Genomic DNA, 24,452 nt, shown 5'->3' on the forward strand with positions numbered 1-24,452 from the left:
ATGGGTCCTGCCGGGCACGCGGGGTCTGGCACGCACTCCTCCAGAGGGGGTGCCCCCAGCCGTGTTGGCGTCGGTCGCCGACGCTCCCCCACGCTCGACCGCGCTCGCGCGGGGGGACCCCCACCGTCGACTCCCTCCTCCGCCTTGCAGCTGCACGCGTCAGACCCCGCTCGGGTCGGCCGGTCCGCACTGTTCGTCACGGCCGGCCTGATCCGAACGACACCCCCCCCAGCCCCTCGCCGGGCCCCGCGGTCGTGGGGTCAGGCGCGGGGCGCCCGGGGGCGGTCCGGGATCTCCGCGAGGGCCACGGGGCGGTGCTCGCGGCGGGAGACCTCGCAGGCCTCGGCCACCCGCAGGGCCTGCAGGGCCTCATGGCCGTCGCACGGGTTGGGACCCTGACCGCGCACCACGTCGACGAAGGCGTTCAACTCGGCCTCGTACGCGGGCCCGAACCGCTCCAGGAAGCCCGTCCACGGCTTGTCCGCGGGCGGCGGCCCGGTCGGCTCGGTGGACGCGATCGGGGTACGGTCGTCCAGGCCCACCACGACCGTGTCCCGCTCCCCGGCCAACTCCATGCGCACGTCGTACCCGGCGCCGTTCAGCCGGGTCGCCGTGGCCGTGGCGAGCGTGCCGTCGTCCAGCGTGAGCAGCGCCGCGCCCGTGTCGACGTCGCCGCTCTCGCGGAACATCGCGGGCCCGCCGTCCGACCCGGCGGCGTACACATCGCTCACCTCACGGCCCGTCACCCAGCGCAGCACGTCGAAGTCGTGGATCAGCGTGTCCCGGAACAGCCCGCCGGACAGCGGCAGCCACTCGGCCGGGGGAGGGGACTGGTCGCAGGTCATCGCGCGCACGGTGTGCAGCCGGCCGAGCCGTCCCGCGCGCACGGCCTCACGGGCGCCCGCGTATCCCCGGTCGAAACGCCGCTGGAACCCCATCTGCAGGATCGTTTTCGCCGTCTCCACCTCGGCGAGTGCCTGCAGGGTGCCCGGCAGGTCGAGCGCGATCGGCTTCTCGCAGAAGACCGGCAGACCCGAGCGCGCCGCCCGGCCGATCAGTTCCGCGTGGGCCGGTGTCGCCGTGGTGATCACCACCGCGTCCACACCCCACGTGAAGATCTCGTCCACCCCCGGCGCCGCCGTCTCGCCCAGCCGGTGCGCCAGCCCCTGCGCCCGTGCCGGATCCACGTCGGTCAGGATCAACGATCCGACGTCACGGTGACGGCTGAGCGTTCTCGCGTGAAGGGTGCCGATGCGGCCCGTACCGATGACCCCGATGCGCATGGAATCAAAGTGAGGGCGGAGCCCGTACGCTGTCAATGTGTATGTCCGGACAATCGGACTACACAACTTCCCGTCAACCGATCACGGGGCTACGCTCGAGCCCGTGCCGAAACCAGATGTGGACCCGACCCGCTCGCTCGACCTCCGCGTGGACCGTAGCTCCCCGGTGCCGCTGTACTTCCAGCTCTCCCAGCAGCTGGAGGCCGCCATCGAGCACGGCGGCCTCACCCCGGGCAGCCTGCTGGGCAACGAGATCGAGCTGGCCGCGCGGCTCGGCCTGTCCCGGCCGACCGTCCGCCAGGCCATCCAGTCCCTCGTCGACAAAGGACTCCTCGTGCGCCGCCGCGGCGTCGGCACGCAGGTGGTCCACAGCCAGGTCAAGCGCCCGCTGGAGCTGAGCAGCCTCTACGACGACCTGGAGGCGGCCGGTCAGCGCCCCGCGACCAAGGTGCTGGTCAACACCGTGCTGCCGGCCTCCGCCGCCGTCGCCGTCGCGCTCGGCGTCCCCGAGGGCGGCGATGTGCACCGCGTCGAGCGGCTGCGCCTCGCGCACGGCGAGCCGATGGCGTACCTGGTCAATCATCTTCCGACCGGTCTGCTCGACCTGGACACCGAGCAGCTGGAAGCCACCGGTCTGTACCGGCTGATGCGCTCGGCCGGCATCACCCTGCACAGCGCCCGCCAGTCCATCGGCGCCCGCGCGGCCACGGCCGGCGAGGCCGAGCGGCTCAAGGAGACCGAGGGCGCCCCCCTGCTCACCATGCAGCGCACCACCTTCGACGACACCGGGCGCGCGGTCGAGTTCGGTGATCACATCTACCGCCCGACGCGCTACTCCTTCGAGTTCCAGCTGCTCGTCCGGCCCTGACCGCCACCCCCGGGTTCGTCGCAATGTCCGGACAATCGGGCGGGTGAGCGCTCCCCGGCTGTGTCATGAGTGTTCCCTGTGTTCGATACTGGATCGTTTGGGGCTGCCGAGACATGATCGGCGGTCCCTCTCTTCCGTCGGAACGCAGCAGGACACAGCAAGAAGGGGCACCGCCTCGTGGCACGGTTTCGGACCTGGGCAGTCATCGCGCTGACAGGGGCGCTCTCGCTGCCCCTCGCGGCGTGCAGCAGCACCGGAGGCAAGCGGGCCGAGGACGCCCGCGAGGCCGCCGCGGCCCAGGGCAGGGCGGCGGTGAACACCCCCCGCTGGACCTTCGCGATGATCACCCACTCGGGAGACGGCGACACCTTCTGGGACATCGTGCAGAACGGCGCCAAGCAGGCCGCCGTGAAGGACAACATCAACTTCCTGTACTCGCACGACGACGAGGCCCAGCAGCAGGCGCAGCTGGTGGACGCGGCGGTCGACAAGAAGGTCGACGGGATCATCGTCACGCTCGCCAAGCCGGACGCCATGAAGGCCGCCGTGGCCCGCGCCGAGAAGGCCGGTATCCCCGTCGTCACGGTGAACTCCGGCTCCGCCGAGTCCAAGGCCTTCGGCGCCCTCACCCACATCGGCCAGGACGAGACCATCGCCGGCGAGGCCGTCGGCGACGAGCTGAACAAGCGCGGGAAGAAGAAGGCCCTGTGCGTGCTGCACGAGCAGGGCAACGTCGGTCACGAGCAGCGCTGCGACGGCGTCGCCAAGACCTTCCGCGGCACGCTGCAGAAGCTCTACGTCAACGGCACCAACATGCCCGACGTCCAGTCCGCCGTCGAAGCCAAGCTCCAGGCCGACAGGTCCCTCGACGCCGTGGTCACCCTCGGCGCGCCCTACGCCGACACCGCCGTGAAGGCGAAGAGCGACGCGGGCAGCAAGGCCGAGATCGACACCTTCGACCTCAACGCCCAGGTCGCCGCCGAACTGAAGAACGGCACCCTCGGCTTCGCCGTGGACCAGCAGCCGTACCTCCAGGGCTACGAGGCGGTCGACCTGCTGTGGGCCTACAAGTACAACGGCGACGTCCTCGGCGGCGGCAAGCCGGTCCTGACCGGCCCGCAGATCATCACCAAGGACCAGGCGTCCGCGCTGGCCGCGTACACCCAGCGGGGCACCCGATGAGCACAGCCGTTGACGAAAGGATTCTGCAGACCTCGCCGCTGAGGAAGCTGCTCGCCCGGCCGGAACTGGGCTCCGTCGTCGGCGCGCTCGCCGTCTTCGTCTTCTTCGCCTGCGCCGCCGACGGCTTCCTCAACGCCTCCAGCCTCAGCACGGTCCTGTACGCCTCCTCGACCATCGGCATCATGGCCGTCCCCGTGGCGCTGCTGATGATCGGTGGCGAGTTCGACCTGTCGGCCGGTGTCCTCGTCACGTCCTCGGCGCTGATCTCCTCGATGTTCAGCTACCAGATGACGGCGAACACCTGGGTCGGTGTGGGGGTGTCCCTGCTGGTCACCCTGGCTGTCGGAGCCTTCAACGGCTTCATGCTGACCCGTACCAAGCTGCCCAGCTTCATCATCACGCTCGGCACCTTCCTGATGCTGACCGGCCTGAACCTCGGCTTCACCAAGCTGATCGACGGCACGGTCTCCACCAAGTCCATCGCCGACATGGAGGGCTTCCCGAGCGCGCGCGACGTCTTCGCCGCGACCCTCACCGTCGGCGGCGTCGCCTTCAAGGTCACCATCCTGTGGTGGCTGGGCCTGGTCGCCCTCGCCTCCTGGATCCTGCTGCGCACCCGCGCCGGGAACTGGATCTTCGCCGTCGGCGGCAACGAGAGCGCGGCCCGCGCGGTCGGCGTCCCGGTCGCCAAGACCAAGATCGGCCTCTACATGGGCGTGGCGTTCGGCGCCTGGATCTCCGGCCAGCACCTGCTCTTCTCCTTCGACGCCGTCCAGTCCGGCGAGGGCGTCGGCAACGAACTGATCTACATCATCGCGGCCGTGATCGGTGGCTGTCTGATCACCGGCGGCTACGGCAGCGCGATCGGCTCCGCCGTCGGCGCCCTCCTCTTCGGCATGACCAGCAAGGGCATCGTCTTCGCCGAGTGGAACCCGGACTGGTTCAAGTTCTTCCTCGGAGCGATGCTGCTCCTCGCGACCCTGCTCAACGCCTGGGTCAAGAAGCGCGCGGAGGCGACGACATGACCGAGACCACCGAGCGCACGCCGCTGGTCGAGCTGACCGACGCCGGCAAGCACTACGGCAACGTCCGCGCCCTGGAGGGCGTCTCCCTGGAGGTCCACGCGGGCGAGATCACCTGCGTCCTGGGCGACAACGGCGCCGGCAAGTCGACCCTGATCAAGATGATCGCGGGTCTGCACCGGCACGACGCGGGCACGCTGCGCATCGACGGCGAGGAGGCCCGCCTGGCCTCCCCGCGCGAGGCCCTGGACCGGGGCATCGCCACGGTCTACCAGGACCTGGCCGTGGTCCCGCTGATGCCGGTGTGGCGCAACTTCTTCCTGGGCTCCGAGCCCCGCAAGGGCGTCGGCCCCTTCAAGCGCCTGGACACCGACCTCATGCGCCGCATCACCCGCGAGGCCCTGCTGCGCATGGGCATCGACCTCCGCGACGTCGACCAGCCCATCGGCACCCTCTCCGGCGGCGAACGCCAGTGCGTGGCCATCGCCCGCGCGGTCCACTTCGGCGCGAAGGTCCTGGTCCTCGACGAGCCCACGGCGGCACTGGGCGTCAAGCAGTCCGGTGTGGTCCTGAAATATGTGGCCGCAGCACGTGACGAGGGGCTGGGCGTCGTCTTGATCACCCACAACCCGCATCACGCGTACCTGGTGGGCGACAGGTTCGTGCTTCTGCGCAGGGGCACGATGGTGGGCAATTACACACGGGACGAGATCACGCTGGACGAGCTGACCAAGCAGATGGCCGGCGGAGCCGACCTGGACGCCCTGGTCCATGAGCTGCAGCGGACCCAGGGCGGCGCGGGGCCGCGCTGATCAGCGGCTCCGCCGCGGGGCGCGTCCCACCGCCGAGCACCCGCGCACGGCGGTGCCCGCGCACCCGCTCCCCCTTCCCCGCGCAGCACTCAGCGTGAGCGTGGGGCACAATCGAGCCCGATGAGCACCTACCGCGACCTCACCGCCCCCATCGGCTCCCGCCGAGCCCCGGTCCTGCGTACCGTGGGCACACGAGAGCGCCGTTCCCACCTGACGGCACCCCGTGTGCCGACGGTCGGCATCGACATCGGCGGCACCAAGGTCATGGCGGGCGTCGTGGACGCCGACGGCAACATCCTGGAGAAGCTCCGCACGGAGACCCCGGACAAGTCCAAGAGCCCCAAGGTCGTCGAGGACACCATCGTCGAGCTGGTCCTGGACCTGTCCGACCGGCACGACGTGCACGCGGTCGGCATCGGCGCGGCCGGCTGGGTCGACGCCGAGCGCAACCGCGTCCTGTTCGCACCCCACCTGTCCTGGCGCAACGAACCGCTGCGCGACCGCCTCAGCGGCCGCCTCTCGGTGCCGGTCCTCGTGGACAACGACGCCAACACCGCCGCCTGGGCGGAGTGGCGCTTCGGCGCCGGCCGCGGCGAGGACCACCTCGTCATGATCACCCTGGGCACCGGCATCGGCGGCGCCATCCTGGAGGACGGCCAGGTCAAGCGGGGCAAGTTCGGCGTCGCCGGCGAGTTCGGCCATATGCAGGTCGTCCCCGGCGGACACCGCTGCCCGTGCGGCAACCGCGGCTGCTGGGAGCAGTACAGCTCCGGCAACGCCCTCGTCCGCGAGGCCAGGGAGCTGGCCGCCGCCGACTCGCCCGTCGCCTACGGCATCATCGAGCACGTCAAGGGCAACATCGCCGACATCAGCGGCCCGATGATCACCGAGCTGGCCCGCGAGGGCGATGCCATGTGCATCGAACTGCTCCAGGACATCGGCCAGTGGCTCGGCGTCGGCATCGCCAATCTCGCCGCCGCCCTCGACCCGTCCTGCTTCGTCATCGGCGGTGGGGTCTCGGCCGCCGACGACCTGCTCATCGGCCCGGCCCGGGACGCCTTCAAGCGCCATCTCACCGGCCGCGGCTACCGCCCCGAGGCCCGTATCACCCGCGCTCAGCTCGGCCCCGAGGCCGGTATGGTCGGCGCCGCCGACCTGGCCCGACTCGTCGCCCGCCGCTTCCGCCGCGCCAAGCGCCGCCGGGTCGAGCGGTACGAGCGCTACGAGCGCTACGCCCAGGCCCGCCGAGACCGGGACTCAGCATGATCGCGTCACTGCCCCGCCAGTCCGCCCCGCCGGACGAGCCGCGCCGCCCCGCCGAGAACCCCGGGCACAAGGCCAAGCGCCGCGCGCTCACGCTGCTGATCATCGTCCTGCTGATCGGGGTCCCGGCCGGCTATCTGGTGATCTCCGCCAACCAGAGCCGCGACAGCGGCAAGGACAAGGAGGCGAAGTACTCCGCGACCGGCCTCGTCCCGGGCTGGCCGTCGAAGGTGCAGCGCCGCCTCTACCAGGTGAGCGTCCCGCACCCCGCCGACCACATCGCCTCCTACGAGACGAACAACTGGAAGACCAGCCGGCTCTATGTGCAGTTCCGCACCAACGCGGCCGGCGTGGACAGCTTCCTGCAGACGATGGGCGCCCGCCGGGACCAGCTGAAGAAGGGCGACATCACCATCGGCGCCCGCGACCAGAAGGTCAGCGGCTGGCACTTCACCGGCCCCGGCCCCTGGTGGGGGCTCACCCGCGAACAGAAGAACCCGGCACCCACCCAGGACGTGGTCGTGAACATGTCCGACCCGAACAACCCGATGGTCTACGTCGTCTCCCGCACCGTGCCGTGAGCACCGGCCCCGGGCCGATGTCCGGGGCCGAGTGTCAGACCCCGCCCGTAGAGTCGAAGACGTCTGATCCGACACACGGACGGGAGGTGGCAGGACGTATGAGCGGCGGCATGTCGGCGGTGGCCGAGCACACGGGAGGTTCCGGGCGGACCGGGAGCGCGGTCCCCGCGCGCCTCGCGACCGTCTATCTGCCCGCGCCCCTCCCGCGCGAGGGCCGTATCGCCTTCTGGGACCCCGACGGCGGCGCCCTGCCCGGCGAGCCGGACGCCGAAGGCGACAGGTCCGAGCTGACGGTCGTCCGACGGCACGGAGCCGGTGTGCGCCGCCGCCAGGTGCCCGCGCTGACCCTGCCGCTCGCCGAGGCGCTGCCGCTGCTGGTCCGCGCCCGCCACGACCCCTCTGCCCATCCGGCCACGGCCTGCTGGGGCGCCGCCGCGCTGCACGCGCTGCGCCTGGTCGCGCGCGGCCGGCTGCTGCCTGGCCTGACCCCGTCCGGCCAGGACGCCTGGCGGGCCGGCCCGCTGGAACCCGACGACATCGCCCACCTGCGCGCGGTGGCCGCGGCCCTGCCCCCGGAGGGCCACGCCGTGCCGCTGCCGGAGCCCGGCCCGCTCCGGCTGCCCGAACCGGAGGCCCTGGTCCGCTCCTTCCTGGACGCGGTCACCGACACCCTGCCCCGCACCCCGGCGGCCCCGCACACCTCCGGCCGTCCCTTCGCCGCCCGGGAGCCCGTGATCCTGCCGCAGGCCCACGAGTGGGCGGCCGAGGTCGCCGCCGGCATGGACGCGGGCGTACGGATCTCGCTCCGCCTGGACCTTTCGGCACACGACGTCTTCGACGCCGGTGCGCACGACGGCGCCCGCGCCGCCGGAGCCGCCGTCGTGCAGGCGCACAGCCTCGCCGACCCCACCCTGGTGGCCGACGCCGCGGCCCTGTGGGCGGGGGAGGCCGACACGGCGTTCGGGCCCCGCGCACGCGTGGACGCCGCCCTCGCCGTGCGGCGCGCGGCCCGCGTCTGGCCGCCCCTGGACCGGCTCGCCGAGCAGGAGGTGCCGGACGTCCTCGCCCTGTCCGAGGAGGAGCTGGGCGAGCTGCTCGGCGCCGGTGCCGCCCGGCTGGCCGCCGCCGGGGTCGCCGTGCACTGGCCGAGGGACCTCGCCCGCGATCTGACGGCCGCCGCCGTGGTCCGCCCGGCACCCGGCTCGGCGACCGACGGCACCGGCTTCTTCGAGAGCGAGGAGCTGCTGCAGTTCCGCTGGCAGCTGGCGCTCGGCGGGGAGCCGCTCAGCGAGGCCGAGATGGACGCCCTCGCCGAGGCCCACCGCCCGGTCGTACGCCTGCGGGACCGCTGGGTGCTGGTCGACCCGGCCCTCGTCCGCAAGGCCCGCAAACGCGAACTGGGCCTGCTCGACCCGGTCGACGCGCTGTCCGCCGCGCTCACCGGCACCGCCGACGTCGACGGCGAGAGCGTGGAGGCCGTCCCGGTCGGTGCGCTGGCCGCCCTGCGCGACCGGCTCACCGCGGGCCTGCGCCCCGCCGCCCCGCCCCCGGGCCTTGCCGCCACCCTGCGCGACTACCAACTGCGCGGTCTCGCCTGGCTGGACCTCATGACCTCGCTCGGCCTCGGCGGCTGCCTCGCCGACGACATGGGCCTCGGCAAGACCGTCACCCTCATCGCCCTGCATCTCGAGCGCGCCCGCCCCGAGCCGACCCTCGTGGTCTGCCCGGCCTCCCTGCTCGGCAACTGGCAGCGGGAGATCACCCGCTTCGCGCCCGGTGTGCCCGTCCGCCGGTTCCACGGCCAGAGCCGCACCCTGGACGGCCTCGACGGCGGCTTCGTCCTGACCACCTACGGCACCATGCGCTCCACCGCGGCCCACCTGGCCGAACAGCCCTGGGGCATGGTCGTCGCCGACGAGGCCCAGCATGTGAAGAACCCGTACTCGGCCACGGCCAAGGCGCTGCGCACGATCCCGGCCCCGGCGCGGGTGGCGCTGACCGGCACCCCGGTGGAGAACAACCTCTCCGAGCTGTGGGCCCTGCTCGACTGGACCACCCCAGGACTCCTCGGCCCCCTCAAGTCCTTCCGCGCCCGCCACGCCCGCGCGGTGGAGAACGGCGAGGACGCCGAGGCGGTGGAACGGCTGGCCCGCCTGGTCCGCCCCTTCCTCCTGCGCCGCAAGAAGTCCGACCCCGGCATCGTCCCCGAACTGCCCCCCAAGACCGAGACGGACCACCCGGTGCCCCTCACCCATGAGCAGGCCGCGTTGTACGAGGCGGTGGTGCGCGAGTCGATGCTCGCCATCGAGACCGCCGAGGGCATCGCCCGCCGGGGCCTGGTGCTGAAGCTGCTGGGTGCCCTGAAGCAGATCTGCGACCACCCGGCGCTGTATCTGAAGGAGGAGGCCGGCACACATCGCCTCGCGCACCGCTCGGGCAAACTCGCCCTGCTGGACGAGCTGTTGGACACCCTGCTGGCCGAGGACGGCTCAGCGCTCGTCTTCACCCAGTACGTCGGCATGGCCCGCCTCATCACCGCCCACCTCTCCGCCCGCGCGATCCCGGTCGACCTCCTGCACGGCGGCACCCCGGTGCCGGAGCGCGAGCGCATGGTGGACCGCTTCCAGAGCGGCGGGACCCCGGTCCTGGTGCTCTCCCTGAAGGCCGCCGGCACCGGCCTGAACCTCACCCGCGCGGGCCATGTCGTCCACTTCGACCGCTGGTGGAACCCGGCCGTCGAGGAGCAGGCCACCGACCGCGCGTACCGCATCGGCCAGACCCAGCCCGTCCAGGTCCACCGGCTGATCACCGAGGGCACGGTCGAGGACCGCATCGCCGAGATGCTCGTCGCCAAGCGCGCTCTGGCCGACGCGATCCTCGGCTCCGGCGAGGCGGCCCTCACCGAACTGACCGACCGCGAGCTGTCCGACCTCGTCTCGCTGCGGAGGCCGTCGTGACGAGCGGGGAACAGCGTCCCGGCGACGGCGCCCGACGGGCGCTGCGGGCAGCACGGGAGCGGGCCGAGTCCGAGCGTACGGGCCGGGCCGAAGAGGCGCCCGGGGCGCCCGTCGCGCCGCTGGAGTCGGCGCCGGAGGGGCCGGAGACGACTCCGCCCGAGGCTCCGGCGGGTGCCACGCCGGAGCGGGCGCGGACGCCCGCCGAGACCGAGGCGGAACGCCCTGTGGCCGGCGGACCGGGCGACGCGGCGCGCGCGGCACTGCGGGCCGCGATGTCGGCACGGCGCGGCGCGGGCGAGACTGCGACGGAGCCGGTGCCTTTCCACCAAGGAGAGGACGACGCACGGCAGTCCGCCGCCCCCGCAACGCAGGCCGTCTCCGCACCATCGGCCGCCCCCGCAACGCAGGCCGTCTCCGCACCATCGGCCGTCTCCGCACCGCCGGCCGCCTCCGCACCTCCCGCCGTCTCTCCACCGTCCAGCGCGATCGTCCCGGATGAGGTCGACGCACCCGCGAAGGACACGACCGTGCCGCAGGCCCGCCCGGCCGACGCCGCCCGGGAGGCGCTGCGCGCGGCCCGGCGCGAGGCACGGGCCGCCGAGACGGACGAGGCCACCCGACGCCGGACGGGAGCGGGGGCGGCGAAGGCGGCCGGAAGCGCCAACTCCGCGCCCTCGCGTGCCGTGTCACCCTCCGCGCCGGACCCCGCGTCCCGGGCCGCCCGCCTCGAGGCCGCCCAGGAGATGCGGCACTACCTGGCGAACGCCTTCCGGATGCCGACGTGGTCCGACACCCCGGAGGAGGAAACACCCGCCGACGCAACCGTCGCCACGCCCGACCGCCCTGCGCCGCCCGCGCCGACCACGCTCCCGCCCACGACATCCGCCGCCGCTGCCGGGCCCGCCCCCGCGCCCGACGACCTGGCGTCCGCGCACACCCCCTCGGCCCCGCCCGAGGCCTCGGCGTCCGTACACACACCGCCCGGCCTGCTCGACGTCCCGGCGTCCGCGTACACACCGCCCGGCCTGCTCGACGTCCCGGCGTCCGCGTACACACCGCCCGGCCTGCCCGACGTCCCCGCGTCCCCCCATGTGCCGCCCACCATGGCCACACCCCACCGCGACACCGAACTGCGCCGTACCTTCCCGGCGTTCGGGCCCCGCGCGGCCACTGCCGATGACGTGCCGTTCGCGGCGACCTGGTGGGGCAACGCATGGGTGGACGCGCTGGAGCAGGGGGCGCTGGACGCCAAGAGGGTGGCGCGGGGCCGTGGTTATGCCGACCAGGGACATGTCGACGCGATCACCGTGACACCGGGGCTCGTGCTGGCGTACGTGCGCGGGAGCCGCCCCCGCCCGTACCGCGTACAGGTGCGGGTCCGCACCCTGGAGGGCGAGGACTGGGCACGGTTCCTGGATACGGCCGCCGACCGGCCGGGACACATCGCCGCGCTGCTCGACAAGGAGTTGCCGCAGTCCCTCGCCGACTCCGGTGTCCCGCTGCTGCCCGGCCCCGGCGACCTCGCCCCCCGCTGCAGCTGCCCCGACTCCGGTCACCCCTGCAAGCACGCGGCCGCCCTCTGCTACCAGATGGCAAGGCTGCTCGACACCGACCCGTTCGTGCTGCTCCTGCTGCGCGGCCGGGGCGAGAAGGAGCTGCTCGACGCGCTGTCCCGGCGCAGTGCCGCCCGCGCGGCCCGGGCCGCCCAGGAGCGGCAGCCCCGATCCCTGCCCGGCGTACGCGCGGCCGACGCCCTCGCCCCGCGCCGACTCCCGGCGCTGCCAAGGCCGTTGCCGGCGCTCGCGCACCCCGAGCAGCCTCCGGTGTATCCGGCGGCGCCCGGTGGCCCCGATCCCTTCGCGCTGGACCAGCTGGCGACCGACGCCGCCGCCCGCGCCCACGCACTGCTCACCACCGGACACGACCCGGTGGGCGAACTGACCCTGTGGCAGGACGCGGTGCGGCTGGCCGCGGCCCGCCCCGGTTCCGGCCTCACGGCCGCCACCCGCACGCTGTACGCCACGCTCGCCACGGCCGCCGACCGCACCCCCGCCGACCTCGCGCGTGCCGTCGCGGCCTGGCGCCAGGGCGGCCTCGCCGGACTCGCCGTGCTGGAGGAGGCGTGGGACCCGCCGGCCGGCCGCTTCGACCGGGCCCGCCCACTGCTGCTCGCCGCCGACCTCCCGGCGTTCCGCCCCTGGCGCAACCGCCTCACCCACCCGCGGGGCCATGTCCAACTCCGCCTCGGCCTGGACGGCCTGTGGTACGCCTACGAGTCGGAGCTCGACCAGGACGACTGGTGGCCCCGCGGCACCCCGGACCTCGACCCGGTGGGCGCCCTGACCGGCACCGGCCTCGGCACCCCGGACGACAGCTGACCGACGACCACGGCGAGCCGCCCGTGCCCTCGTGTCGATGTGACGGAAGCAGTCGGTTTATCGGAATGTTTGTGCGAAGTGTCGGGCCTCTCGCCTGCCGACTGTCGACAATCCGGATGGCGTCGGACGGTGCGAAGTGGGACATGTCCCAGTCCGTCGTGGTCGTCGCGGGTCCGTCGCTCCCGGCGGGCGTGCGGGCGGGGGCGCAGGGGGCGACGTGAGGGTGACGCGGCCCGTCCCGGCCAGGCCTACACTCACTTGGTAGCCGCAAGCAACAGAATGTGGCGAGGGTCCGCTGCGGCGCCACGACGACGACCCGGTTCACCGCACGTACACGAGCCTCGGGGCGGGCAGGGCCCGGCCGGCGAGGCGAGGCAAGGAGATCCGCACGCATGACCACGTCCGCATCCCCGGCCCGCGGGGAAACCACAGCGATATCCGGGTCGGCACCGCCGACCGCCGGAAGGCTGACGCACCGTCAGATCATGACAATCCTCAGCGGCCTGATGCTGGGGATGTTCCTTGCGGCGCTCGACCAGACCATCGTCAGCACCTCGATCCGCACGATCGCCGACGATCTGCACGGCCTGAGCGCGCAGGCGTGGGTCACCACCGCTTACCTGATCACCTCGACGATCAGTACGCCGCTGTACGGCAAGCTGTCCGACCTCTACGGCCGCAAGCCCTACTTCCTCGCGGCCATCACGATCTTCATCATCGGCTCGGCCGCCTGCTCGTTCGCCACCTCGATGACGGAGCTGTCCGCCTTCCGCGCCTTCCAGGGCATCGGCGCCGGCGGTCTGATGTCCCTGGCGCTGGCGATCATCGGTGACATCGTCCCGCCCCGCGAGCGGGCTCGGTACCAGGGCTACATGCTCGCGATGTTCGGCTCCTCCAGCGTGCTCGGCCCGCTGATCGGCGGCTTTCTGGCCGGCCGGAGCAGCATCCTGACCATCGCCGGCTGGCGCTGGGTCTTCCTCGTCAACGTGCCCGTCGGCATCATCGCGCTGTTCGTCGTCGCCAAGGTGCTGAATCTCCCGCACACCCGGCGCGAGCACCGCATCGACTGGTGGGGCGCGCTCACCATCGCCCTCGGCGTGGTGCCGCTGCTGCTGGTGGCCGAGCAGGGTCAGAGCTGGGGCTGGACCTCCACGAAGTCCGGCGTCTGCTACGCGGTCGGCGTGGTCGGCCTGATCGCATGGGTCTTCGTCGAACGGGCCATGGGTGAGGAGGCCCTGATCCCGATGCGGCTGTTCCGCAGCCCGGTCTTCAGCAAGATGAGCCTGCTGTCCGTGATCATCGGCATGGGCATGTTCGGCGGGCTGATGATGGTCCCGCTGTATCTGCAGATCGTGAAGGGCGTCAGCCCCACCAAGTCCGGCCTGCTGATGCTCCCGTTGATGATCGGGATGATCGCCGGGACCGTCGTGGTCGGCGGCATCATCCAGAAGACCGGCAAGTACAAGATCTTCCCGGTCATCGGCTCCCTGCTGATCATCGCCGCCCTGCTGCTGTTCCACTACCGGGTGGAGTGGAACACGGCGCTGCCGGAGACCATGGCCTACATGGCGCTGTTCGGCGTCGGCCTCGCCGGCTGTATGCAGATCCTGACCCTGGCCGTGCAGAACGACGTCGAGCCCAAGGACATGGGCGTGGCGACCGCCTCGGCCACCTTCTTCCGGCAGATGGGCGGCACCGCCGGTACCGCCATCTTCCTCTCCGTGCTGTTCAGCACCGTCGGTGACAAGATCAGCTCGGCCTTCCGCAGCGCGGCCCAGACGCCCGCGTTCCAGGCCGCGCTGCACGACCCGGCCGTGCGCGCCAACCCCGCGAACGCCCCGGTGCTGGAGATGGTCAAGCACCCGGGGGCGAGCGGCGGCAGTGGCTCGGGTGTGCTCGACGACTCCTCGTTCATCCAGCGGCTCGACCCGCGTCTCGCCCAGCCGTTCAAGGTCGGCTTCACCGACTCGATGCAGCTCGTGTTCCTCATCGCGGCGGCCGTGATGGTCCTGGGCTTCCTGGTCGCGCTGTGGACCAAGGAGGTGCCGCTGCGCCAGGTCTCCGGCTTGGAGGCGCGGGCGGCCGAGGAGAACGGCGCCCCGGCGCCGGACCCGGCTGCGACCGCCGCCGCCCCGGCCGCCGTCGCGCTGGCCAAGGCCGAGCCCCTCGCCGTCGAACCGGCACCCAACGGGAGCCGGCCCGAGAGCGGGCCGACGGCCGACCGGTTCGAGCCCGTCCCCGCCACCGGGCGCCACGGCGTCCGCGGCCGGGTCCTGGACGGCACGGGCGCTCCGGTGCCGCAGGCCGTCATCACCCTGATCGACGTCAACGGACGGCAGCTCGGCCGTGCCGTCAGCGGCGCGGACGGGTGCTACACCCTCGCCGTCTCCGGTCCCGGCACCTATGTGCTCATCGGTGCCGCCGGTGCCCGGCAGCCGCAGGCCGTCACGGTGCTGGTCGGCGACGAGCCGGTCGACTGCGACCTCGCGCTCAGCGGCTCCGTCGCCCTCACCGGCTCCGTCCGGGACGCCGTGGACGGACACCCGCTGCCCGGAGCCCTGCTGGTCGCCACGGACGTACGCGGCGAGGTCGTGTCCAGCGCGACCACGGCCGCCGACGGCGCCTTCGCGCTCGCCGACCTGGTCCCCGGCGGCTACACGCTCGTCGTGAACACGCCCGGATACCGCCCGGCCGCCCTCGGCGTCGACGTCACCCCGGGGGCGACGGACGCCTGCGACATCCGCCTGGAGCCGGGCGCCCGGCTCGGCGGCGTGATCAGCTCCGCCACGGGCGACCCGCTCGACGACGCCAAGGTCACCCTGCTGGACTCGGCCGGGAACGTCGTCGGCACCGCGATCACCGGCGCCGACGGCGCCTACGGGTTCACCGACCTGGACGGCGGCGAGTACACCGTCATCGCCAGCGGTTACGCCCCGGTCGCCGCGTCACTGCGCCTGGACGGCAGCGGCGCCACCGGCTTCGACCTGGAGCTGTCCCACCAGGACGAGGCCCACTAGCGCGTACGCCCGGCGCCCACGCCCGGCCGCGAGCGGACACGCGATCGAGCCCGGGACGACACGACGAAGCCCCGCCGGACCGCACCGGCGGGGCTTTCGCCGAACGGGGCCCGCACGACACGACTTCAGGCACCGTGCAAGGACCACGTCACGCACCCGCGACGACGGCCGTGGCCGAGGACTGCCCGCTCTGCTCCAGAGCCCCCGCAAGCAGTGCCGCGGCCTTCGATTCCAGACGGGAGGCGCGCGGCCGGCGGCTGTCGACGAGCGCTAGTTCCAGGATGCCGATCGCGTCCCGCGTCCGGCCGAGGGCGAGCCGGCGCTCGGCCTCCGAGACCCGGTCGGCGATCTCCAGGAGGGGCAGGTTGTGCGACACGGCCGGCCGGTGGCTCTCCGCGTGCAGATCCAGCGCCGTCTCCAGCCGCCCCTGGATCCGTGCGGTGAGGGCGAGGCCGCGCAGCGCCGCGCACTTGCCGTAGGGATCGCCGAGTTCCTCGAACGCCCGCAGCGCCGCCGCACGGCCGGCCTGGAGGGCCTCGTAGGGCCGGACCCGGTGGAGATTCACCATGATCGAGACCTGCGCGTCGGCCACGGTCCAGCGGCTGTGGTCGGCGCGCCCCAGTTCGACGGCCCGCTCGTAGAACGCGCGCGCCCTCCGCGTCGCCCTGGTAGGCAGCGGCGATCCCACGGCAGATGACGATCTCCGCGTTCCTGCGCAGGGCCGCGATGTGCCCCTGCGGGGCCGGCTTCGGGTGTGCCGGGGGCCGCTCGCCCCAGAGGAGCTCGCAGAACCGGTCCACGGGAACGACTCTGCCGAGTTCCAGCGCGAGCAGCGCCAGTACGGCCCCGCGCTGCGGACCCGCCACGTCGACCGTGCGTCCCGCGTCGTCGCGCAGCTCACCGGTGACTTCGGCCGGGCCGAGGACATCGTGCAGGAGACGTTCCTGTGGGCCTGGCAGCACCCCGAGGCGTTCGAAGGGGGCGTGGACTCGGCGCTGCCCTGGCTGCTGACCGTGGCCCGCCGTCTGACGATCGACCAGCACCGGATGCCGTCCCGCCGCGCCACGGAGGTCGGCGGCGAGGAGCGGATGGAATCCGGCGCCCATCCCGTGGACCCCTACGAGAACGTGCCGCGGGCCTGCGACGTGGCCAAGGAGATGGCCCGCCTGCCGGAGCACCACCGCCAGGTGCTGGTCGAGCTGTACTTCAAGGACCGGACGGCTGCCGAGGCCGCGACGCACATCGGAGTGCCCGTGGGCACGGTGAAATCCCGCAGCCACTACGCGATGCGCACACTCCGGCCGATTCTGCGGCGGCATGGACTCCTGCCGCAGTGCAGTGCGCTTGAATCGTCACTGAGATGCCCGCATTAGGCATGTTTGTAAACAATTCAAGAGATGGACGGAATGCGTCACACTTTCCTGGCGGCGGGCGTAGCGCTGGCCGCCGCCCTCACCGGCTGCACCGCTTCGCGTTCTCCGGCCGATCGATCCGCCTGGAGCGGCGACTTCGTACGGGAGGCCGCCGAGGAGTTCGCGTCCCTGTGCGCCGTACCGGCCGTCCCGCCCGGACCCGGTGGGGGCGCGGCGCCAGCCCCCGCCGTGCGGACACTTCCCGGCGAAGGCGACGAAGAGCCCATGCCCCCCTTGCCGGGCGGAACCATCCTCGTCTTCTGCGTCTACGGCGAGCGGCCCGCGTCCCCCGACCCGGCGCCCGAACCGCCCTCCTGCCCGGCCCGCATGGTCTCCGCCGCGCAGCCGAGGCCGGGGGTCGCCTGGGTCGTCGCGGCCGACGGCACACCCACCCCCTTCCCGTACCCGCGGCTCGAGGCCCGGCACGAGGAGGACTGCGCCCCCGTCGGGGACGACGTCCAGACGCGCCTGTGGCGTTGAACCGCCCCGCGTCCCTACGGCGCCCACCGATCAGGAGCATCCATGCCGCAGCGGCCTACGGGAGCCGGACGGGGATGCTCCTGTGGGCGTTGGCGATGAAGAAGCCGACCGGCCGCAGCTCGCCGGCCGGCACCGCGAGCCTCACCTGCGGGAACCGGTCGAACGGCGCCGGCAGGGCGATACGCGCTTCCTGCCGGGCCAGTTAGGCCCCGATGCGGTAGTGCGGTCCGTGGCCGAAGGACAGGCGTTCCATGATGGCCTCACCGCGCCGGAACGTCGGGCCCGTCCCCGCGGCGTGGACGTCCTCCACCGGGAAACGCATGATCAGGTTGGCCACCGGCGGCTGGTGCCGCAGGCTCTCCTCGAACGCGCTTGCTGAAGCGGGCCGCTCGTCCGACCCGCCGCAGGAAGGCACTCCCCGGTGCGAAATACTCTCCCGATGAGGTCACGTACTTCCCCGATCAGCCAGCCGATCACGATACGGAGGGCCGTCGCGCGGGATGCCAAGCGGCTCACGCGGCTCGTGCGTGGCTCAGGCGCCTACGAGGGCAAGTACGCAGCCGCTGTGGCGGGCTACCGGGTCGGTCCTGATTACATCGAGGCCCACCGCGCCTTCGTGGCCGTCGGCGCCGACGAGCAGGGGGGCCGGGTCATCGGGTTCTACTCGCTCGTCCTCGCTCCACCGGAGCTCGACCTGCTGTTCGTCGCCGACGAAGCGCAGGGACGTGGCATTGGACGGCTGCTCGTCGCGCACATGCAGTGCGAGGCCCGTGCCGCCGGGCTCGACCGTGTCGAGGTCGTGTCGCATCTTCCCGCCGAGGACTTCTACCACCGCGTCGGTGCGGTGCGGACCGGGACCGCGCTCGCGAACCCGCCCGCCGTGCCGTGGGACCGTCCCAGATTCGAGTTTCGCATTCCTTCGGAATGACGCGGTGTGCCGGTTCGCACCCGGCGCTACGGCGTGGGGGGCCGCTGCGGGGAGCGGAGCACAAGAAGAGTGATCTCGCTCGGGGCGAAGACGCGGAAGGGCGGGCCCCAGAAGCCGGTGCCGCGGCTGGTGTAGAGGAGGGTGCGGGTGCCGTGGCGGCTGAGGCCGGCGAGGGCGGGCTGGTCGATGCGGACCAGGTGGTGGAAGGGCCAGATCTGGCCGCCGTGGGTGTGGCCGGAGAGCTGGAGGTCGACGCCGCCGGCTGCCGCCCGGTCGACGAACTTGGGCTGGTGGGCCAGGAGCAGGACGGGGTGGTCGGGGTCGGCGCCGTGCAGGGCTCCGGCGAGGTGGGCGCCGTGGCCGGCGAGGCCGGAGGACTCGGCCGTGACGTCGTCCACGCCGGCGACCACGAGGGTGTCGCCGCCGCGTTCGAGCAGCAGATGGCGGTTGCGCAGCGGCTCCCAGCCCAGCTCGTCCATCAGGTCGACCCAGCCCTGGGCCTCGCTGTAGTACTCGTGGTTGCCGGTGACGTAGACCCGGGCCCGGGTGGCCTGCACGGTGCCGAGTGGGGCGGCCTGGGCGCGGCGGCGTTCGGCCGTGCCGTCCGCGATGTCTCCGGTGTGGCAGACCAGGTCGGCCTTGAGCGTGTTGACCGTCTCGCAGACCCGCGCCGACCAGCGGGCGCGGTCGAGCGGGCCGTAGTGGGTGTCGGTGACGAGGACGACGCGCGTGCCGTCCAACCCGGCCCCCAGGCGGGGAAGTTGCACGTCCAGACGGCGTACCCGTGGTACCCGGCGAGCCTCGGCGTACCCCCAGGTGAGCAGCACGGTGGTGGCGCCGAGGACCGCCCAGGTGGCGGTCCGGGCCTGGTCCTGGCCGTCGCCTACGCCGGTCACGGCCAGGGCGAGCCGCAGCGGGACGCCGAGCACGACGGACCAGGTGAACACCACCCAGCTGGTGCCCAGCAGGGTGTCTCCGACGATCGCCGCCCAGTCCTGCTGGCGTCGGCCGTGGCCCCGCGCCATCGCGAGCGGCATACCGATCAGGCCGAGGGCGAACAGGGCGGTGCCGGCGAACGTGACGGGGAGCGGCCAGTGCTGTCCGGTGTACAGCAGCAGCCAGCAGGGCACGGTCCACAGCAGGACGGGGGCGATCAGGGGGAGGTAGCGCATCAGGCGGTGCAGTCGGCTCTGCTGCGTCGCCTGCGCCGCACTGTCGGCGGATCGGGTTTCGCTGGTGTCGGTCACGCTTCCCCTCCTCGAGCAACCGGGCTGCCGTCGCGCGCACTGTATCCGGCCGTCCCGGGCCGGTCGGACGGACGGGGTGCTCATGGTGGCAGCCCCGTACGGAGAGGCGGCCTCCGACTTCGCCCCGGCGTGCTCACGATTCCGTGAGGCTGCCCGCGGGTCCTCCACCCGGTCGGCCAGCCGCAGCCAGGCCCCGCTCATAGGGGCTGCGGCATCGCAGTACAGGTTCGCCGGGCCCAGCGCGTGTTCGGCGGCGATGTGGCACCGCCCCCGCTCGTCGAGGAGAGACCTGTCCGCCCACACACCACTCGACATCTGCTCAGGTCAGGACATCCCTCGAAACGAGGCGCACCCGGTCGAGAACGCCGACACCCTGGGTAGCCGCACGGCGCGTGCGCCGAACGGCTACCCAGATCGGGATGCCTTCCGGCACTCCGTTGTAGCCGGTCGAACGATCTACCGCTCACTTCCTTTGCATGGCGAAGATTGAACCGCCCAATCGGATGACATCGCTATTGGCGAGATCAAAGGAAGGTCCCATGAGCCTGCCCGGGCACTGGTGGAGTGCAAGTCGAAGTTATGTCTCGGAGATTCTCTCGCTGTTCGCAGCCGCGCCGGATCGAGATGCCGTCTATTGGCGCGGCGAAGCCTTCTCGGGCGGTGACCTGATTCGGTCCGTGACTGAAACGTTCCTTGCGCTGCGCAATCGCGGAGTGGGCAAGGGGGATGTGGTAGCGATTCTGGTCGCGCCCAACAGCCCTGAGATGCTCACCGTGCGGTACGCGACACATCTGCTCGGCGGTGCCGTGTGCTATGTGCGGACCACTAATCCTGGTACCAGGGCAACGATCCTTCCGCTGGATCACCAGATCCAGATCCTGCGCGAAACCGAAGCCGTGACCATCTATGCCGACGCCGAAGGTGCGGAGCGCGCGACGGAGCTCGCTGATGGTAGTGGGATCCCTGTAACGCGACTTCAGCATGGGGAACGCGATGAGGTCGGCCGGGTCGATGTTGCCGATACCCCGGACGCCGTGTCATGGGACCCGGAAGCGCTGGCCTTCATCGGCTTCACGAGTGGCAGCACGGGACGGCCCAAGGGCATCCGGTTGTCGGGCCGCGCGTGGGAAGCGACCATGCGTGCATGGATGGAGGTCGGTCGTGAATACGACTGTGCGTCGATCCTGGTGTCGACCCCTCTGAGTCATGGCGTCGCCCCGATGGTGGACGCAGTCTTCGCCCTGGGCGGAGCGCTCTATGCCCATGAGAGCTTCGATGCCGGGAAATTCGTGGACACCGTCTCTGCGGAGAAGGAGGTCTCGTGGACGTTCATGGCGTCGAATCACGTGTTCCAAATCATCGACCATCTGCTTGAGCGAGGCATCCGCGACAGTGCAGCTGTGGAAGCTGCGGGCCTGTCTTCGCTGAAGCGGATCGTCTACGGCGGCAGCCCTGCGGCACCGGCTCGAATTGCACAGGCTATTGGACTTTTCGGCCCCATTCTGGCGCAGGGGTATGCCACGAGCGAGAGCGGTCGGATCACGATCCTGACGCCTGAGGAGCACAGCGACCCGGAACTCGCGGCCACTGTCGGCCGGCCCTTCCCTGGGGCGGAGGTCGTCGTCTGCAACTCGAATTCGGGCGCGGAATTGGCGGTCGGGGAAATCGGCGAGGTCCGTGTCCGCTCGCCTCAGATGATGGACGGCTACAACGGCAACCCGGAATTGACTGCAAAGGTTCTTCGTGACGGCTGGTATTTCACCGGAGACATCGGCCGTCTCGACGAGCGAGGTTATTTGACTCTCCTGGGTCGGGTGGCCCACGTCATCAAGGTCGGCGGCGTCAAGGTTCATCCCATAGTTCTCGAGGCGGAAATTCTTTCCCACCCAGGTGTCCGGCACGCCGCCGTATACGGCGTGCAGGACGAGGATGGAAGCGATCACATCCACGCCGCAATCGAATGCGATCCGGCTGAGGTGGTCGAAGTAGAGGACATCTGCGCGAGAATTGCTGAGGCACTGTCCCCGATTCATGTGCCCGAGAAGATACATGTCTTGAGCGCACTGCCGATGAATAGCAACGGCAAGCCCGACAAGGTACTCCTGAAGTCGCAATATTCCTAGCGTAGACCTTTCGGTTCGCAGGTCAATCAAACCGCTACGTCGAGAAGGCGAGTGAATGAACGTTCACCTGGCATCATACCTGAGTGGGAACGCCACTGCAGATCTTGCTGAAAGCAAGCGCGAGTTCCTGGAGATCGGCCGCCGTTCCGGCCATTACCCCCTGGCCAGTGCGCGGCGTGATGGGGTGGATTCGGAAGTAAGCGTCTGGTGCAGCAACGACTATCTGGGAATGGGCCAGAATCGTCAGGTCATCGCGGCCATGCACGCCGCGATCGATGCTCATGGCGTGGGCTCCGGAGGTTCCCGGAACATCGGTGGAACCAACCACTACCACGTCCTCCTCGAAAATGAGCTGGCGGATCAGCACGGCAAGGAAGCCGCCCTCCTCTTCACGTCGGGATACACGGCCAACGAGGGATCCCTCACCGTGCTGGCGGGGCTGCCGAAGGACACCATCGTATTTTCCGATGCGAAGAACCACGCCTCGATCATCGACGGTCTCCGGCACAGCGGCGCGAAGAAGTACGTCTTCAGGCACAACGACGTCGCCCACCTGGAAGAATTGATCGCGGCCGCTCCCGCCGACTGCCCGAAGCTCATCGTCGTGGAATCGGTCTATTCCATGTCGGGCAACGTTGCGCCGCTCGCCGAGATCGCCGACATTGCGGACAAGTACGGTGCCACGACCTTCATCGACGAGGTCCATGCGGTCGGCATGTACGGCCCGCAGGGCGCCGGCATCGCCGCGCGGGAAGGCATCGCCGATCGGTTCACGGTCGTGATGGGTACCCTGGCAAAGGGTTACGGAACGGTCGGCGGCTACATTGCGGGACCGGCGGCCCTCGTGGACGCGGTGCGGACCTATTCGCGCTCGTTCGTCTTCACCACCTCGCTGCCGCCGGCGGTCGCGGCCGGTGCGCTGGCGTCGGTTCAGTACCTGCGCTCCTCCGATGTCGAGCGAAAGCTTCTCTCGGAGAATGCGCGGCTTCTGCACAGCCTTCTGATCTCGGCCGACATCCCGTTCATTTCGACGGACTCCCACATCGTTGCGGCCTTCATCGGTGATGACGACCTGTGCAAGCGGGCGTCCCAGCTGATGTTCGAGCGGCACGGGATCTACGTCCAGTCCATCAACGCCCCCAGCGTGCCCGCGGGCGAGGAGATCCTGCGCATCGCTCCGTCCGCCGTGCACAATCAGAACGATGTCGAGGAATTCGCCCAGGCCCTTCATGGGATCTGGAGGGAACTCAACATCCCGACCGCGAGTGCCCGAGACTGGTCCACGTCCGAGCTCCGCGGTGGCGGCGCCCGTATTCTCGCGACAGCCGGACTGCTGTAGCAATGACCATGTCAGTTGTCGGCGTGCTGGCCGACACGGCGGCGCAGCGACCCGACCACTCGGCAGTGATCTACGAGTCCGAGCACTTCTCCTACGGGTGGCTGTGGGAACAGGCACGTCGCTACGCCTCCGTGCTGCGGGCCAACGGGGTGCGGCCGGGCGACCGGGTCGCCATGCTCCTGGTCGACACCCCGCAGTTTCCCGTCGTGTACTTCGGCGTGCTGGCGGCCGGCGCCGTCGCGATCCCGCTGAGTGTCATGTCGACCGCGTCGGAGATCGATCACGTACTGACCGATGCCGACGCCCGCTTTCTGGTGTGCGCCGCCGCCTTGCTCGCTCAGGCGAGGGAGGCGGCGGAGCCGCTCGGCACCGTGCTCCTCACTGTCGGCCCGGGCCCCGCGGGCACTGTCGACCTGGAGAACGCGGCACAGGACGCAGCGCCGATCGACGAGTCCGCGGTGCGGGAACCCGACGATGTCGCGGTCGTGTTCTACACGTCCGGCACGACGGGTAGGCCGAAGGGGGTGATGCTCACCCACCGGAACATTCTGCACAACGTCGAGAGGATGGTCACCACTCCGTACATGTTCCGGAGTGACGACGTACTGCTCGGGTGTTTGCCGCTGTCGCACGGTTTCGGTCAGATTTGCGGCATGCTGACCGGCTTCCGCGCCGGCATATCCATTGTCATGATGCCGAGATTCTCCGGGCGGGAAGCCCTCGCGCTGATGACGAAACACCGGTGCACGGTGTTCATGGGCGTGCCGACCATGTATTTCGGGTTGCTCGATGCGGTGGCCCAGGGCGAGCAGGTTCCTCGGCTCGACCGCGTGTACAGCGGGGGATCGGCACTTCCGGTCAAGACCCTCGACGATGTCCGAAGCGTGTTCGGATGTCCTGTGTACGAGGGCTACGGGATGACCGAGACCTCCTGCAGCGTTGCCTATCACTATCCCGGCATGACTTTTCGATCCGGAACAGTCGGTGTGCCGATCACTGGCATCACAGTCGGTATAGCTCGGCCGAATGCCGACGGGATCGATCTCCTGCCCGTCGGTGAGGTGGGCGAGATCGTGGTGCGCGGTCCGAACGTCATGGCCGGATATCTCGGTCGCCCGGAGACCACCGCTGAGGTTTTGATCGACGGCTGGTTCCTCACCGGCGATCTCGGCAGGCTGGACGGCGACGGCTACCTTTCGGTCGTGGGTCGTAAGAAGGACTTGATTCTGCGTGGCGGCTACAACGTCTATCCGCGCGAAATCGAGGAGATCCTCGTCGGGCATCCGGGCGTGGCGCAGGTGGCAGTTATCGGTGTTCCGCACCCTGTGCTTGGCGAGGAGGTCTGGGCGATCGTCGTGCCAGCCCGGCCGGAGGACGCCGCCTCTGGATCGGATGAAGAGATCATTGAATGGGGCAAACAGCGTCTCGCCGCATATAAGTACCCTCGTCGAGTCGAGTTCACCGACGCTCTCCCGTTGGGGTCCAGCGGAAAAGTCCTCAAGCGGATGCTCGTCTCGAAATACGAGCAGACCGTCGGCTCGTAGCTGCAAACGAAGGGCC

At 71.0% G+C, this 24,452-nt stretch carries 19 protein-coding genes; 15 read left to right on the forward strand and 4 right to left on the reverse strand.

The features are described 5' to 3' along the window. Positions 1 to 260: 260 nt before the first annotated feature. Positions 261 to 1,283 carry a Gfo/Idh/MocA family protein gene (locus tag AQI95_RS19440; RefSeq protein ID WP_067124709.1) on the reverse strand — a complete coding sequence of 341 codons (1,023 nt, stop codon included), beginning with the start codon at positions 1,281 to 1,283 and terminating at the stop codon, positions 261 to 263. Positions 1,284 to 1,401: 118 nt separating this feature from the next. On the opposite strand from AQI95_RS19440, the gene AQI95_RS19445 reads away from it, so the two are divergent. The 9 genes from AQI95_RS19445 to AQI95_RS19485 all read left to right on the forward strand — a co-directional run bounded on the left by AQI95_RS19445 (position 1,402) and on the right by AQI95_RS19485 (position 15,363). Next, positions 1,402 to 2,151, forward strand: a complete 750-nt coding sequence (locus AQI95_RS19445) for a GntR family transcriptional regulator (protein ID WP_067124711.1) — start codon at positions 1,402 to 1,404, stop codon at positions 2,149 to 2,151. Between the two features lie 177 nt (positions 2,152 to 2,328). Beyond that, positions 2,329 to 3,333: a sugar ABC transporter substrate-binding protein gene (locus AQI95_RS19450; protein ID WP_067124714.1), complete on the forward strand. Its 1,005-nt coding sequence runs from the start codon at positions 2,329 to 2,331 to the stop codon at positions 3,331 to 3,333. Beyond that, the gene (locus AQI95_RS19455) at positions 3,330 to 4,358 is read left to right on the forward strand and encodes an ABC transporter permease (protein ID WP_067124717.1); all 1,029 of its coding nucleotides are present in this window, start codon (positions 3,330 to 3,332) and stop codon (positions 4,356 to 4,358) included. The genes AQI95_RS19450 and AQI95_RS19455 overlap by 4 nt, the downstream gene beginning before the upstream one ends. Beyond that, positions 4,355 to 5,167: an ATP-binding cassette domain-containing protein gene (locus AQI95_RS19460; RefSeq protein WP_067124720.1), complete on the forward strand. Its 813-nt coding sequence runs from the start codon at positions 4,355 to 4,357 to the stop codon at positions 5,165 to 5,167. Before AQI95_RS19455 ends, AQI95_RS19460 begins: the two co-directional genes overlap by 4 nt. A gap of 120 nt (positions 5,168 to 5,287) precedes the next feature. Beyond that, positions 5,288 to 6,433 (forward strand): ROK family glucokinase, encoded by a 1,146-nt coding sequence (locus AQI95_RS19465; protein ID WP_067124724.1) that lies wholly within the window; start codon positions 5,288 to 5,290, stop codon positions 6,431 to 6,433. Next, positions 6,430 to 7,011, forward strand: coding sequence for a sugar kinase (locus tag AQI95_RS19470; protein ID WP_067124727.1), 582 nt, complete (start codon positions 6,430 to 6,432; stop codon positions 7,009 to 7,011). The genes AQI95_RS19465 and AQI95_RS19470 overlap by 4 nt, the downstream gene beginning before the upstream one ends. A 98-nt stretch (positions 7,012 to 7,109) precedes the next feature. Beyond that, positions 7,110 to 9,968, forward strand: coding sequence for a DEAD/DEAH box helicase (locus AQI95_RS19475; protein WP_067124729.1), 2,859 nt, complete (start codon positions 7,110 to 7,112; stop codon positions 9,966 to 9,968). Positions 9,969 to 10,240: 272 nt separating this feature from the next. Next, positions 10,241 to 12,346: an SWIM zinc finger family protein gene (locus AQI95_RS49045; protein WP_425264888.1), complete on the forward strand. Its 2,106-nt coding sequence runs from the start codon at positions 10,241 to 10,243 to the stop codon at positions 12,344 to 12,346. A 485-nt stretch (positions 12,347 to 12,831) separates the two neighbouring features. Continuing rightward, positions 12,832 to 15,363 carry an MFS transporter gene (locus tag AQI95_RS19485; RefSeq protein WP_279617009.1) on the forward strand — a complete coding sequence of 844 codons (2,532 nt, stop codon included), beginning with the start codon at positions 12,832 to 12,834 and terminating at the stop codon, positions 15,361 to 15,363. A gap of 148 nt (positions 15,364 to 15,511) precedes the next feature. Here the strand turns inward: AQI95_RS19485 and AQI95_RS19490 are convergent, their stop codons facing one another. After that, positions 15,512 to 16,051 carry a hypothetical protein gene (locus AQI95_RS19490; RefSeq protein WP_067124755.1) on the reverse strand — a complete coding sequence of 180 codons (540 nt, stop codon included), beginning with the start codon at positions 16,049 to 16,051 and terminating at the stop codon, positions 15,512 to 15,514. 40 nt (positions 16,052 to 16,091) lie between these two features. On the opposite strand from AQI95_RS19490, the gene AQI95_RS19495 reads away from it, so the two are divergent. Next, positions 16,092 to 16,736: a sigma-70 family RNA polymerase sigma factor gene (locus AQI95_RS19495; protein ID WP_159056542.1), complete on the forward strand. Its 645-nt coding sequence runs from the start codon at positions 16,092 to 16,094 to the stop codon at positions 16,734 to 16,736. 33 nt (positions 16,737 to 16,769) lie between these two features. Continuing rightward, the gene (locus AQI95_RS19500) at positions 16,770 to 17,255 is read left to right on the forward strand and encodes a hypothetical protein (protein WP_067124761.1); all 486 of its coding nucleotides are present in this window, start codon (positions 16,770 to 16,772) and stop codon (positions 17,253 to 17,255) included. Between the two features lie 202 nt (positions 17,256 to 17,457). On the opposite strand, the gene AQI95_RS49055 is transcribed toward AQI95_RS19500, so the two are convergent. Next, a complete protein-coding gene (locus AQI95_RS49055; RefSeq protein WP_244188788.1) occupies positions 17,458 to 17,592 on the reverse strand; it encodes a cytochrome P450 in 135 nt (44 codons plus the stop codon). A 102-nt stretch (positions 17,593 to 17,694) separates the two neighbouring features. Between AQI95_RS49055 and AQI95_RS19505 the strand changes: the two genes are divergently transcribed. Beyond that, a complete protein-coding gene (locus AQI95_RS19505; RefSeq protein WP_067124764.1) occupies positions 17,695 to 18,183 on the forward strand; it encodes a GNAT family N-acetyltransferase in 489 nt (162 codons plus the stop codon). A gap of 26 nt (positions 18,184 to 18,209) precedes the next feature. On the opposite strand, the gene AQI95_RS19510 is transcribed toward AQI95_RS19505, so the two are convergent. Beyond that, a complete protein-coding gene (locus tag AQI95_RS19510; protein ID WP_067124766.1) occupies positions 18,210 to 19,430 on the reverse strand; it encodes a metallophosphoesterase in 1,221 nt (406 codons plus the stop codon). A gap of 539 nt (positions 19,431 to 19,969) precedes the next feature. Between AQI95_RS19510 and AQI95_RS19515 the strand changes: the two genes are divergently transcribed. From AQI95_RS19515 to AQI95_RS19525, 3 genes are read left to right on the forward strand one after another with little or no spacing between them, the layout of a single operon-like run. Beyond that, the gene (locus AQI95_RS19515) at positions 19,970 to 21,553 is read left to right on the forward strand and encodes a class I adenylate-forming enzyme family protein (RefSeq protein ID WP_067124768.1); all 1,584 of its coding nucleotides are present in this window, start codon (positions 19,970 to 19,972) and stop codon (positions 21,551 to 21,553) included. 55 nt (positions 21,554 to 21,608) lie between these two features. Next, positions 21,609 to 22,892, forward strand: coding sequence for a 5-aminolevulinate synthase (gene hemA, locus AQI95_RS19520; protein WP_107121690.1), 1,284 nt, complete (start codon positions 21,609 to 21,611; stop codon positions 22,890 to 22,892). A gap of 2 nt (positions 22,893 to 22,894) precedes the next feature. Continuing rightward, positions 22,895 to 24,436, forward strand: coding sequence for a long-chain-fatty-acid--CoA ligase (locus AQI95_RS19525; protein WP_067124771.1), 1,542 nt, complete (start codon positions 22,895 to 22,897; stop codon positions 24,434 to 24,436). The last annotated feature ends 16 nt before the right edge of the window (positions 24,437 to 24,452 follow it).

The sequence above is a fragment of the Streptomyces yokosukanensis genome, assembly GCF_001514035.1.
Classification (GTDB): Bacteria; Actinomycetota; Actinomycetes; order Streptomycetales; family Streptomycetaceae; genus Streptomyces; species Streptomyces yokosukanensis.